This window comes from Butyricimonas faecalis, assembly GCF_003991565.1.
In the GTDB taxonomy this organism is placed as follows: Bacteria; Bacteroidota; Bacteroidia; order Bacteroidales; family Marinifilaceae; genus Butyricimonas; species Butyricimonas faecalis.
In genome coordinates this window covers 2,967,547-2,980,831 of record NZ_CP032819.1, presented here as the reverse complement: position 1 = coordinate 2,980,831, position 13,285 = coordinate 2,967,547, and the positions used below count along the sequence as shown (strand labels likewise).

The 13,285-nt window shown below is 38.0% G+C and carries 8 protein-coding genes and 1 tRNA gene; 4 read left to right on the top strand and 5 right to left on the bottom strand.

The window, feature by feature from the left end; translation table 11 throughout:
- Positions 1-61: 61 nt before the first annotated feature.
- The 5 genes from D8S85_RS12795 to D8S85_RS12775 all read right to left on the bottom strand — a co-directional run bounded on the left by D8S85_RS12795 (position 62) and on the right by D8S85_RS12775 (position 4,208).
- A complete protein-coding gene (locus D8S85_RS12795; RefSeq protein ID WP_106481006.1) occupies positions 62-808 on the bottom strand; it encodes a hypothetical protein in 747 nt (248 codons plus the stop codon).
- Positions 809-981: 173 nt separating this feature from the next.
- Positions 982-1,054 (bottom strand) — tRNA-Lys (locus D8S85_RS12790).
- A 73-nt stretch (positions 1,055-1,127) separates the two neighbouring features.
- Positions 1,128-1,844, bottom strand: coding sequence for a YebC/PmpR family DNA-binding transcriptional regulator (locus D8S85_RS12785; RefSeq protein WP_106481005.1), 717 nt, complete (start codon positions 1,842-1,844; stop codon positions 1,128-1,130).
- Positions 1,845-1,943: 99 nt separating this feature from the next.
- Entirely contained in the window at positions 1,944-3,203 is a 1,260-nt protein-coding gene (locus D8S85_RS12780) for a FimB/Mfa2 family fimbrial subunit (protein WP_127075186.1), read from the bottom strand.
- A gap of 90 nt (positions 3,204-3,293) precedes the next feature.
- The gene (locus D8S85_RS12775; RefSeq protein WP_106481003.1) at positions 3,294-4,208 is read right to left on the bottom strand and encodes a glutaminase; all 915 of its coding nucleotides are present in this window, start codon (positions 4,206-4,208) and stop codon (positions 3,294-3,296) included.
- A gap of 647 nt (positions 4,209-4,855) precedes the next feature.
- Here D8S85_RS12775 and D8S85_RS12770 point away from each other — a divergent pair.
- From D8S85_RS12770 to D8S85_RS12755, 4 genes are all read left to right on the top strand, one after another.
- The gene (locus tag D8S85_RS12770; protein WP_106481002.1) at positions 4,856-6,742 is read left to right on the top strand and encodes a site-specific DNA-methyltransferase; all 1,887 of its coding nucleotides are present in this window, start codon (positions 4,856-4,858) and stop codon (positions 6,740-6,742) included.
- Between the two features lie 13 nt (positions 6,743-6,755).
- Positions 6,756-9,830: an N-6 DNA methylase gene (locus tag D8S85_RS12765; protein WP_106481001.1), complete on the top strand. Its 3,075-nt coding sequence runs from the start codon at positions 6,756-6,758 to the stop codon at positions 9,828-9,830.
- Between the two features lie 83 nt (positions 9,831-9,913).
- On the top strand, positions 9,914-10,507 hold the full coding sequence (locus D8S85_RS12760; RefSeq protein WP_127075184.1) for a hypothetical protein: 594 nt from the start codon (positions 9,914-9,916) through the stop codon (positions 10,505-10,507).
- The gene (locus D8S85_RS12755; protein ID WP_127075182.1) at positions 10,504-13,158 is read left to right on the top strand and encodes a restriction endonuclease; all 2,655 of its coding nucleotides are present in this window, start codon (positions 10,504-10,506) and stop codon (positions 13,156-13,158) included. The genes D8S85_RS12760 and D8S85_RS12755 overlap by 4 nt, the downstream gene beginning before the upstream one ends.
- Positions 13,159-13,285 lie beyond the last annotated feature (127 nt).

Sequence of the window (13,285 nt, the reverse complement as noted above, 5' to 3'; positions counted from 1 at the left end):
CCATCGCTTGAGCAGGCGACGGCGAGAAACGATAAAAATGCGGTTATCAGCCGTCCGAATCTCATTTCGACGGATGCTTGGTTAGGAAGTCATCGACAAACCCGACAAAGATCTGCGGATTGTCCAACACTTCTTTGGCGAGTTCCTTGCGGGCCTTTTTATCTTTTGGGTAGAAACGCTCCATTATAGCCTCGCTCAGTGCAGGATTTATTTCCTTGAAATCCTCAGCGATATCTTTGGCAAAGAACTCTGGCTTGTGGCATCCTGCCTGAATCGGGTTGCTGTAAAACATATAAAGTTCGCCATCGGTTTTCATCCTGATCCACCACATCTCGATGCGCTGGTCTAAGTTCATTATACCGACTTTACAGTTGCCGATATAAGGCATCTTGCAGAAGTCGATGTTGCGACCGTTGTAGACACGGCGTATCATTTTGTATTTACCTTTCTTGAATGAGATTCCAGCGACAGGCAGATAAAAGTCACCCACTGCAAAATCATCGTGGGTGCTCGCAGTAATCAGAATAGAGTCAACGTCTGCGGCCTCGCATTTGACGGTCTTCGACGGGTCGTTAGGCGAAACTATGTGAAAACTATGGCCCGGATTAAGGAATGTCTGTTTGTATGTGAGCCAGTGTTTTGGCATGAGGCCCTCGTAGATGCGTCCGTCTTTAAACCATATTTTTGCCTCGATTTTGCCTTTGCCATTGTTTTCGTCATCGTTTTTGTCTTTTTGGGCTGAAACATTCAGTGTCGTGACGAAAACAAAAATGACTGTGAAAAGTGAGAATAGTTTTTTATTAGTCATAGAAACTGCGATTTTTGATTTTGTCACACAAAGTTACAAATATATATGTGACAAAATGGTGACAAATATTATTTTTTTTACTAAAAACCAGGGCTGCTCCACCTACTTTTTCAGGTGAGCCGGTTTTACCCAAAAAAGAAAACCACTTACGAAAGTAAGTGGTTTATCTTCGGTGACCTCGGTGGGACTCGAACCCACGGCCCATTGATTAAGAGTCAATTGCTCTACCAGCTGAGCTACGAAGTCTTCCTTGTTGCAAGCGGTTTTAACCGTTTTGCGGGTGCAAATATGCAACAATATTTTTTAATCTGCAAGAAAATTATTCTTTAATGTTGTGATAAACGTTGGTTACGTCATCATCTTCTTCCAATTTTTCCAGCAGTTTGTCCACGGTTTCTCTTTGTTCGTCGGTTAACTCTTTTGTATCAAGAGGAATACGTTCGAATTCTCCACTTACCATTTCATAGTGGTTGTCTTCCAAATATTTTTGGATTGTTCCGAACGCTTCGAAAGAACCGTAGATGATCACGTGGTTCTCGTCATCCTCGAAAATTTCGTCGGCACCGTAATCAATCATTTCCAATTCGAATTCTTCCAGGTCGAAATTCTCCGGACGGTTAATTTTGAACACGCATTTCCGGTCGAACAAGAAGTCCAAGCTTCCGGTTGTTCCTAAAGAACCGCCATATTTATTGAAGCAGTGACGTACATTGGCAACGGTACGGGTGTTGTTGTCGGTTGCGGTTTCTACCACGATGGCGATACCGAAAGGACCATATCCCTCGTAAACGATCTCCTTGTAGTCGGAAGTGTCTTTTGAAACGGCGCGTTTGATAGCTCTTTCGACGTTTTCTTTCGGCATGTTTTCTGCCTTGGCGTTTTGGATAAGTATACGTAAACGAGTATTATTCGCTGGGTCCGGACCTCCGGCTTTTACGGCGATATCAATCTCTTTTCCTATTCTGGTAAACGTACGGGCCATGTTGCCCCATCTCTTTAGCTTCCGTGCTTTACGGTATTCGAACGCTCTTCCCATATAATGTGAATCTTATTTATATTACAATTTGAAACGCGAATTTAGTTTTTCTCCTTAAAACAAAAAAGGAATTCAGCGATTTTGTGTTGAGAATGAGTTTCATTCCGCGAGTTCTACGCTGAAATCGTCAATATATATTCCCTCGTCGGGTGTGATTTCTTTGCCATAGGTACGAATTTCTACCCGTAGAAGTTTTGCTCCTTCCGGTGCGGTGAATGATTTACCGTTGAACACGTTGATCCAACCATTCGTTTGTTTCAAGTAACTTGGGGCTTGTATCGGTTTGTTGTGTTCTGCCGGGAGTGCCGTACTTTTGGTTTTACGCCAATAACAATAATATTTCCACGGGAAAGAGGTGGAAGGGGCGTTTACATGCATTTTTATTTCATAACGTTTACCCGCTTCAATTTCTATATCTTGGTACAGGTAAGTTTTGCCTTGCAGGTAAACGGATTGACCGGAATGAGCCTGGGGCCCCGTGATCTTGAGTGCAACGCTGTCCTTTCCGTCTTTATAGAAGTGCCAATTATCGGGTTCTTGTGCCGGGTTACTCCATTCTTCGAAATCTCCATTCCGGAGCAGGTTTTTCCCGTTCCCCTGTATCCCGCCTTCAATTAGCTCCGGGAAGTTGCAATCTACGCGAATGATTTGATTCGTGTCGATAGCCGCGGAGAAAGGAATGATTCTTCGCTTTGACTTGTTTCCTTCATCGTAGGTGATAGAAAGTGTGGCTTCTCCTTTTTGGGTCGGGAAGGTTCGAATCATTGCTTTTCCTTGATGATCCACGGGTTTCGTGATCGTGCCAAATGTGTTGGTGTTCGATCCCGCGAAGCTGACCGAGGACGGGACGAAAGACAACTCCAAGTTTAGATTGGATATTTCACCGGGAATCGCGTGAAGAGAAAATTGTAATACCCCGGTTCTCGGGAAGAGCCGGATCGAGGGGAGGGTATTTTTATTTTCCGTGATGCTGATACTTTGCAAGGCCGTGGAGATGTCGTTGGCTTCCGGATTCGTATGTTCTTTATGTGGCAGGCAAAGGAACAGGCTTTCAAGTGCTTCTCCGGTTTTGGGGATAACCATGTTTCCCTCGGGAGCGTTGGCCACGAGGGCTAACCTGTACCGCCCCAATGGGAGAAGGGCATGAAACGTGTTGTTATGGATGTCCGATGATGTAAATGTTTCGTGGCGGGCAATACGATTGTCCCGATCAATGGCGAACAGGTGCAGGTGGTTTATGGAGAATCCCTCGGAGGTGTTACATTCAAGTGGGATTTGTATTTCCTGTCCTTCCATTGCTTTGTCTTTTTGACAGGCAAAGAGTACGAGTAGTATTTGTAATAAGATAATTTTCCTCATGATCGTTGGGTTTAATGCATGATTGTCCGTATTGAATAACTTTTCAAAGTTAATCAATATAGTGATACATCCATGAGGAATGCGATCTTATTAAAAAATAGAAATTCCGATATTTGTCGTGAAACGTTCAAGAGTTTCTATACCCATGTATGAATTCCCGTGTTCGTTCAGCTCGGGGCTCCACACGGCAATGCTAAGTTTGCCCGGGATGATGGCTACCACGCCTCCTCCCACGCCGCTTTTTCCCGGCATTCCCACGCGGAAAGCGAACTCCCCGGACTCGTCATAGAAACCGCAGGTCAGCATAAGAGCGCTGAGACGTTTCGAACGGCTTACGGTGAGAATATTCTCGTTGTTGTGTGGGTTGGTCCCGTGGTTGGCTAGGAACAGGAATGATTTTGCGAGGTCTTCGCACGTCATGGCGATGCTGCATTGATTGCAGTACACGTCGATCAGCGAGTCCACGTCGTTATCGATGTTGCCGAAACTTTTCATGAAATGTCCCAAGGCTTGATTCCGGCTAGCGTGTTCAAATTCGGATTGGGCCACCATTTTGTCATAGTAAATGTCATCGTTTCCGGCCACGCTTCTCACGAATTGCAGGATGGCTTCTTTGGGTCGGTGGTAAAGGTTCATCACTTTATCCGTAACCACGAGAGCCCCGGCGTTGATAAACGGGTTGCGCGGGATACCCTGTTCGTGTTCCAATTGAACCAGCGAGTTGAATGGGGTGCCGGAAGGTTCCCGACCCACGTATTTCCACAGGTCACCCCCCATGTGGCGAACGACCATGGCGAGCGTGAATACTTTCGAAATACTTTGGATGGAAAATTTGGTTTGGTAATCTCCCGTGCCAACGATTTGGCCGTCAAGAGTGGCTATGGCAATCCCGTATTGTTTGGGGTTAATGTTAGCTAACGCCGGTATGTAGTCGGCGACACGGCCTTTCCCGAAAAAGGGTTTTACCTCGTTGTATATGTTGTCGATGACTTCTTTGTAATCCATTGCAAACGTTTGTTTAAACGGGTGCAAAGATATAAAATAAAAATGAGACTAAAGACAATGTACAGAAAGAAGGATGTAAATTAAGGGGGATAGGACAGCTTTCAATATGCTGATTTGTACGTTTGTGCAGGAGTAATTATCGACTCGATGAGATTTGAAAGTGAATATTAACAGAAATACCAAGTATTAGAAATACAACAAATAAATCAGATACTACCAACGGGCACCACAGGGATATACAGGAAATAGATGAAGCGAAGTGTTTGGTTTATAACGCCTATCTCCAAATAAATGGGACCTCTAAACAGCAAATAAAAATATAACAATTAGAACCTGCCAGCTAAATAGATATGCTAAGTATTATAAGAGAGCAGACAGAACCCATCAATCAGAGAAACTCTGCTATGTAGAACTGTACTGGCGAAAAACAAAAAAATGGAAGGATTATTTCGCCTGGCTTTCTGGTGATCAAGCTAAGTTTTAATCCTTCATTTGGAGGCTTACCTATGCAAGGAGTAATTGCCTCTGAAGTCGGGTGATTAAAATAAACTATCGTCAAAATCGAAATAATGAGAAGATAATGTCAACCTTATTAAGATTTATCGCTATCTTCGCTTGTTAAATTGGATAAATTATATATTAAATATATGGATGGAAATTCTCAAACTCCACAAAAAGAACGGTTGGAAGCTTTGCGATTACTTATGCCTGAAGTATTTGATGAGGGGTATATTGATTGGGAAAAGTTGAAAGTTGCATTAGGCGAAAATGTAAATTTTACTAATGAACGCTATGTGTTGAACTGGGCAGGGAAGAGCGAAGCTTTCAGAGTGATGCAACAACCATCAAAGGCCACTCTTGTGCCCTGCCGTGAGGAATCTGTTGATTTTGATAATACTCAAAATATCTTTATTGAGGGCGAAAACATGGAGGTGCTGAAAGTCCTCCAGAAGAGTTATTTCGGTAAAGTGAAGATGATTTATATCGATCCTCCATATAATACAGGTAGTGACTCATTCATCTATCCGGACAAGTTTTCTGAAAGCAAAGAGGAATATTTACGTCGAGTAGGAGATAAGAATGAAGAAGGCTATATGACACATGACGGAATGTTTCACAAGAATGTCAAAGAGAATGGACAGTATCATAGCAATTGGCTGAACATGATGATGCCGCGTCTTTATCTTGCAAAAAGTCTACTACGTGAGGATGGAGTGATATTTATTTCAATTGACGATAATGAGGTGCATAATCTTCGACTGTTGATGAATGAGATATTTGGGGAGGAAAATTTTGTAGCACAGTTTATTTGGGAAAAACGTATCACAAGAGAAAATCGTAAAGCTATTTCAAATCGATGTGAATATGTCTTATGTTATACCAAAAGCAGTGAAGGAAGAATTGGTCTACTACCAATGAACGAAGAAGCAAAAGGGAGATATAAAAATCCTGATAATGATCCTCGCGGCCTTTGGACTTCTGTACCCGCTATCGCTCAAGCAGGCCACGGGACAAAGAAACAATTCTACACATTAGTTACACCTGCAGGAAAAGAACTTCTACCTCCTTCCGGTTCTTGTTGGCGATATACATTGGTAAAAATGCAAGAAGCAATTAATGACAAAAGAATTTGGTTTGGCTCAGATGGTAATGGAGTTCCAAGAATAAAAAAATTCTTGCATGAGGGGAAACAAGGATTAACGCCAGAGACACTATTAACAGCTGATTCTGTTGGTACAAACGATTCAGCCAAAAGAGAGTTAGTTAATCTATTTGATGGTATTGCCGTATTTGAAACACCTAAGCCAATTACTTTGGTGGCTCATTTAATTAATATATGCAATGTTGATGATGGTGACATCGTGTTGGATTTTTTTGCGGGAAGTGCACCAACAGCCCATGCTGTAATGTTTTTGAATAAAGATGGTAAAAACCGAAAATATATATGCGTGCAAATGGATGAGCTATGCGAAGAAAGTAGTGAAGCCTATAGAGCAGGCTACAAAACCATTGCTGAAATATCCAAAGAACGAATCCGTCGTGCAGGAGCTAAAATTCGCAAAGGAATTGAGATAGAACAAACTAAACAGAAAGGACAATTATCTTTTGGAGAGGATCAAACTGTGGTAATGCCCGATCTCGGCTTCAAGGTATTTAAACTCTCTGATAGCAATTTCAAACAATGGAGAGACATTCAAGGTTCCAACAAAGAAGAATGGCAGCAACAAATACTAAATTTCCTTGACCCGATTACAGAAAATGCTACAATCGACAATATGGTCTATGAGTTGTTATTGAAAAGTGGCAAAGACTTGAATAGTGTCATAGAGCATAAAAAAGGCTATTACACCATAAATGGCAAAGACTTGATTCTGATGTTGGAGTCAGCCACCCAAGAGGTGATAGATTCCATCCTTGTTGAACATCCTAACAAAGTAATTGCCCTCGACCGCTTGTTTGAAGGTAATGACCAGTTAAAAACTAATACTGTTCTACAAATGAAGGATATAGGAGTGGAATTCAAAACGATATAAGGAGGAAATATAGATGGATTTACAAGAAATATATGATAAACTTTCATTCACTGATGATTGCCTTATTCGGCTATCAGATAAGAACTGGAAGAAAAAGGTAGTGCTTCCAAGTCGAGTTTGTCATTTGCTGGAAGAAAATGAATTATTAAGAACTTTAGATGCTTTCTTCTGTTTCGACAACAAGCCTCTTATTCTGTTTTTTAAAGATCCTCAAGATAGAATGGCTCTACATCAAGCTATCTGGAACTTCAATGAATCCCCAATCGCTATTATTCTTGAAAACAATGTTGTTGAAATATTCAATGGTTTTGCTATTGATGAGAATAAACAATTATTAAAGAGGTTAGGCGGAAATGAAACTTTAAATGATTTTACCTATTTTGAATTAGTAACCGGTAAAACATGGGAGAAGTATAATGATGATATAAACCATAAAAATAGGGTGGATTATCGTTTATTGGAGAATATTGAAGCTGTACAGAAACGCTTGAAGGAAAAAGGCTTAACACAAACAACGGCAAATGCCTTATTGGGTAAAGTAATTTTTTTCAGATATCTTATAGATCGTCATGTTAGGCTTAATTATCAAGAGAAAGAACTATGGGATAATGAAGATTTATGTAATTGTTTAAGCAATAGAGATGATTTTGTCGCTTTTATACGACATATAGAAAATAAAGATACAGGTTTTAATGGAGATCTGTTTCGCATAAGTGAGAGTGAGTTTAGTACAATAGACCAAGATGCCTTGGATATTCTTATTAGATTGTTACGGAGTGAAGAAATCTCGACAGGGCAACAATCTTTATTTGATATGTATGATTTTTCTATTCTCCCTATAGAGTTTATTAGTAATATGTATGAGAAATTTATAGGGAAAGAAAATCAAGAAGATGGAGGTGCTTATTATACACCTACTTTTTTAGTTGATTATATCATATCTGAAACTATAGGAAAGAAACTAAAAGAATCAAGTAATTACAATTGTAAAGTTTTAGATCCAGCTTGTGGATCCGGAATATTTTTAGTTGAATCATTACGGAAAATCATAGAGAAGTACATAGAAGTCAATGAAATAGAAGATACTAATACTGATGATTTCAGACAAGCATTAAAGAGTATTGCTCAAGATAATATTTTTGGCATAGACAAAGATCCGAGCGCAATACAAGTCGCTATCTTCTCTGTTTATCTAACGTTACTTGATTATCAAAAACCTGCTGATATTAGAAAATTTAAATTTCCTAATTTGATAGGGACGAACTTTGTTTGTAGTGATACTTTTGATTTGGATAATAAGGATTTGAAAGCCTTGGAGGATAAAAAGATTCATTTTGACTACATAATTGGTAATCCTCCTTGGAAAGGGGCAGGTGGGGATAGAGTTGTGCGAAAATATATCAAAGAAAGAAAGAAAAAAGAAAGAGGTAAAAAATATTGTATACAAATCAATAATAACGAATTAGCGGAATATTTTGTTTTTAGAACGAGTGATTTCTGTACAAAAAACACAGAGGTGGCATTAGTCATTCATAGTACATCTCTATATAATTCTAATTCTAAAGATAGAGAGAGTTCATTTCGTCGGTATCTGTTAGAAGAATTTCATATCAAGAAAGTATTTGAGTTAGCAGTTGTTAGAAAAGAGGTTTTTGACAAATCCAATGACAAAGCAATAGCTCCTGCATGTGTATTGTTTTATAAATATGCCAACGGAGATGATACGAATAATAATATTATTACTCATATTGCATTGAAGCCTAGTCGTTTTTTTTCGATGTTTAAGGTTTTTTCTGTATGCAGTAGTGATATCCAAGAAGTGCAGCAAGATCGGCTGAAAAAATACGATTGGCTTTGGAAAGTGCTTGTTTATGGTTCTTATCTAGATTTCAATTTAATAAAACGGCTGAGAGAAAAACCTTCAATAAAAAACATTATTAATGATAGAGACAGATTTATATCAGCAACAGGCATTACATTTAGTGAAAAGAAAGCAAAATATGACGCTTCTAGATTGAAAGGCATGGATTTTATTGATGTCTATGCAGTGGAAAACTTTTTTATAAATCCTCAAAAAGTAACTCCCTTCCAAAAAGATAGATTAGGGAGGATTAGAAATACTAAGAAAGATATTTTTTATGCACCAATGCTTCTGTGCCGTCATGGCCTTGATACGGAAAAACTCATTTTAAGATCCGCTATTTCATATAAAAATGCGATTTTTAAGAAGTCTTTATTATCAATTAAAGCGTATAGAATTGAAGATACGAATATTTTAAAGAATATTGGATGTATTTTTTCATCTGACATTTTATCGTATTTATCTATTCAAACTTTTTCTTCTATTGGCATAGAACGTGGAAATGCAAAAGGAGGTGAGATACTAAGTCTTCCCTATGTCGAACTTAATAAGGATTATTATGAAACAATGGAAGGGTTATATAGGTTGCGTGATCAAAAAAAGGAAAGTATGCTTTTGAATGCAAATGAATTATATGATATTGATAAAAAGATAGTAGATGAATCAAATGCTTATAACAATAAGATTAAAGACATGTTAAATTTGACAACAGCTGATGATGATATTGTTGACTATGCGTTAAACGTCAGTCGTACTATAATTCACATAAACGATGTCGGTATTGAAAAAAGGAAGGAACTTATGCTTAACGATCAATTATTTAAAGCTCTGAATACCCAAGATACGATGTTAAAAGAATATGCCCAAGTATATATAGATCGTTTTGCTAATAGTTTTAATAGGAACGGGAAACGTTTTACGGTTGAAATTCTATATTCCAGTCAAGTTATAGGAATGTATTTTAAAGTAATTGACGAAAGTATGTTCATTGATGATATCGTTTTTACTTCTGATAATAAGAACTTATTGTCTACTATTATAGCGTTAGCATCCAATAAGTTGACTGATGCATTATTTGTGCAAAAGGATGTTCGGGGATTTGAAAAGGAATACTTTTATATTTTCAAACCAAATGAAAAACGTTTATGGTATAAGGCCGTAGCGTATTTAGATGTTAATGAATTTGATGATGCAATGTTAAAAACAGGGAGGGGCGGACAATGTTAAACATATTAGATGCATCTTCTTTCAATTATTCGCAAACTCGAAAAGATTTATATTTGGAGTTTGTCCTAACAAAATGTATTATCGTGTATAATACAATATTGAACTCCGGCATTAGTTTAGTAAACGATGAGAACCTGATTAGGGATGAGTTTCTGAAATATTTACAAGATTTTGACTTTAAAGTAAAAAACGAATTAAGGAATTTGAAGTTTGATAAGGAAACAGTAGAAAACACAGGGAGAGTTGATATTCGTATTCTCCCAACTAAAAATGAATATGTGAACGATAGAGCCTATTATATTATTGAGTGTAAAAGGTTAAATACAACTAATCCTAAAGGAACAACAGGGTTGAATGCAGAATATGTAAAGAATGGAATATGCAGGTTTTCTACCGGATATTATTCTTCGTATTTTGGTTGTAGTGCAATGTTCGGTTTTCTTGTAGAACCGGTGAATACACAAAAGGATATTGTGAATAATATAAATTCTATGTTGAATACAAATTTTACTGATGCCCAAGGACAGTCAGTTAATGCAAATGCAATACAGCAAATGCAATATGAGAATTTCGCTGATGGATATTCTTATTCCTATGTATCAAAACACACTCATTGTTCCGGAGATGAATTAGTTTTATATCATCTAATGTTTGACTTTTCAAAGAATATCCAATGAAGCTAACTTTTGAATCTAATTTGGTCTATCAACAAGAAGCTATACAAGCGGCCGTCAATCTCTTTGAGGGACAAATGTCGGAAGAATCAGGTTGTCAATATAGTCTGAATGAGAACGGAGTGCTTGATTTAACAGCAGGAATCGGAAATAGATTGGTTTTATCTAAAGAACAAATACTTGCCAACTTGCAAAAAGTGCAGCAACAGAATAATATTCCATGTTCCATTACGCTTGAAAATATGCATTTCTCGGTCGAAATGGAAACAGGTACTGGAAAAACATACGTTTATTTGCGCACAATCTATGAGTTAAACAAAAAGTATGGATTCAAGAAGTTTGTAATTGTGGTTCCGTCAGTACCTATTCGTGAGGGGGTTTTGAAGAATCTAAAAATCACGTACGAGCATTTTCAAACACTCTATGACAATACTCCCGTTCGGTTTTATGTTTATGACCGCAATAAGATTTCTCAATTAAGAGGATTTGCAACTGGCGACAATATTGAGGTGCTGGTTATCAATATTGATTCTTTTGCAAAAGATGAGAATGTGATCAATAAGCCTAATGACAAATTGAATGGACAAGAACCTATCAAATTTGTCCAATCCGTTCAGCCTATTGTGATTGTAGATGAACCGCAGAACATGGAGTCAGAAAAACGTGCTGCAGCTATCTCGAACCTTAATCCACTCTGCACGCTACGTTATTCGGCGACACATCGTAATCGTTATAATCTGATTTATAGCCTAAATCCCATTAAAGCTTATGATTTGGGATTGGTGAAGCAGATTGAGGTCGATTCGGTTTTGGAAGAAAATTCTCTGAATGGGATTTACGTCGCATTGGAGTCTATAACTGCCTCTAAGACAAAAATTACGGCAAAAGTCTCCATTGATATAAACGACAAAGGTGGAGTAAAAAAGAAATCTGTCACAGTCCGTTCTGGTAGTGATTTGTATGTACTTTCCAATGGCAGGGAAGTTTATCGTAACGGGTATATTGTAGAAGAAATCGATGCAGCAAATGGCTGTATCATATTTTCAAATGGTGATATTCTCTATCAGGGACAACGGAAAAATGACTTGAATGACGAGATTATGAAGTTTCAGATTCGACGTACTGTTGAAGAGCATCTGCGTAAAGAGTTAAAGTTGAATAGACAGGGTATAAAAGTCTTGTCCCTTTTTTTTGTCGACCGAGTGGCAAACTATCGGAGCTATGATGCACAAGGAAATGTTGTCGACGGAAAGTTTGCCGTATGGTTTAAAGAAATATATAATGAATTGATACATAAGTCTACGTATCAATCATTAAGTAAATATTCAGATAAAATCCATAACGGCTACTTTTCACAAGATAAAAAAGGACGGGTAAAAGACACGTCAGGTGAAACACAAGCCGATGCCGATACTTACAACTTGATCATGAAAGATAAAGAGACATTGCTAGATATGAATAATCCACTTCGTTTCATTTTTTCGCATACGGCATTACGGGAAGGTTGGGATAATCCAAATGTTTTTCAGATCTGTACACTTAATGAAACTAAATCGGAAATAAAGAAACGCCAAGAGATTGGTCGTGGACTTCGACTAGCGGTTAATCAAGATGGCGTGCGTTGCTATGACAGGAATATAAACCGTCTGACCGTAGTTGCCAACGAATCTTATAACGATTTTGCAAAGGCACTTCAAAATGAGTTGCAAGAAGATTGTGGCGTTGACTTTAGTGGACGTATCAAGCCAAAACGTAACAGGGTGTCAGTTAAATATAAAAAAGGATTTGAAGCTGACCCATTGTTTCTTGCAATATGGGAAAAGTTGAAAGCAAAGACTACGTATCGTGTAAATTACGATACCAATACGCTTGTTGAAAAAGTAAGTAAGGAAATCAAAAAGATGCCTTGTATCAGTGCGCCTGCCATTCGTTCTGTGAAAACGGAGGTTGTGATCTCGGATAAAGGTATTAGTGCCCAATATAAAGGTGATAAAATATCTATCTATTCTTCCGATTGCCTAATACCTGATGTATTGGGTTATATTCAAAATCGAACCGAACTGACTCGCTCAACGATAATGCATATCCTTGTTAAATCTGAGCGTCTTGATGATTTGGCGGTCAATCCACAATTTTTCATGGATCAGGTTGTAGATAAAATCAAACGTGTATTACAGGAATTGATGATTGAAGGTATAGAGTATTACAAAATTGGTGATTCCGCCTATGAAATGCGACTATTTGAAGAACAAGAACTTGAGATCTACCTGAATGACTTCACGTTTAAAGTTTCTGATTCGGATAAGACTATTTATGATGAATATGTACCATTGGATTCTTCTGTAGAGAATACTTTTGCTCGTGATTGTGAGACAAGCGACCAAGTCAAATTCTACTTCAAATTACCGGATTGGTTTAAAATTCCTACACCAATAGGTAGCTACAATCCCGATTGGGCAGTGGTGTTTGAAGATAACAAACGAGTCTATTTTGTTGCAGAGACCAAAGACACTGGAACCTCTGTTGTCGACTTGGATAAACTACATCCAAGTGAAAGACTGAAAATCCATTGTGGAGAGGAGCATTTTAAACAGTTTGAAAGTTTGAAATATCGGGTAATAAATAAAGTGAGCGAATTAATAAAAGAATATTGATTATGGATTTTCGATTTAAGATGTAGCAGAAGCAACGGTCAAAGCTATGGATTTAAAAGATAATAGGAATAAAAGACCAATATAAAGCTATTATTAGATGGATGCTTACGCAAGAATGATGAAAAGT

Bases quoted from the DNA above. Each gene is read 5' to 3' on its own strand.
- D8S85_RS12795 (WP_106481006.1), bottom strand. From the start codon at position 808: ATGACTAATAAAAAACTATTCTCACTTTTCACAGTCATTTTTGTTTTC.
- D8S85_RS12785 (WP_106481005.1), bottom strand. From the start codon at position 1,844: ATGGGAAGAGCGTTCGAATACCGTAAAGCACGGAAGCTAAAGAGATGG.
- D8S85_RS12780 (WP_127075186.1), bottom strand. From the start codon at position 3,203: ATGAGGAAAATTATCTTATTACAAATACTACTCGTACTCTTTGCCTGT.
- D8S85_RS12775 (WP_106481003.1), bottom strand. From the start codon at position 4,208: ATGGATTACAAAGAAGTCATCGACAACATATACAACGAGGTAAAACCC.
- D8S85_RS12770 (WP_106481002.1), top strand. From the start codon at position 4,856: ATGGATGGAAATTCTCAAACTCCACAAAAAGAACGGTTGGAAGCTTTG.
- D8S85_RS12765 (WP_106481001.1), top strand. From the start codon at position 6,756: ATGGATTTACAAGAAATATATGATAAACTTTCATTCACTGATGATTGC.
- D8S85_RS12755 (WP_127075182.1), top strand. From the start codon at position 10,504: ATGAAGCTAACTTTTGAATCTAATTTGGTCTATCAACAAGAAGCTATA.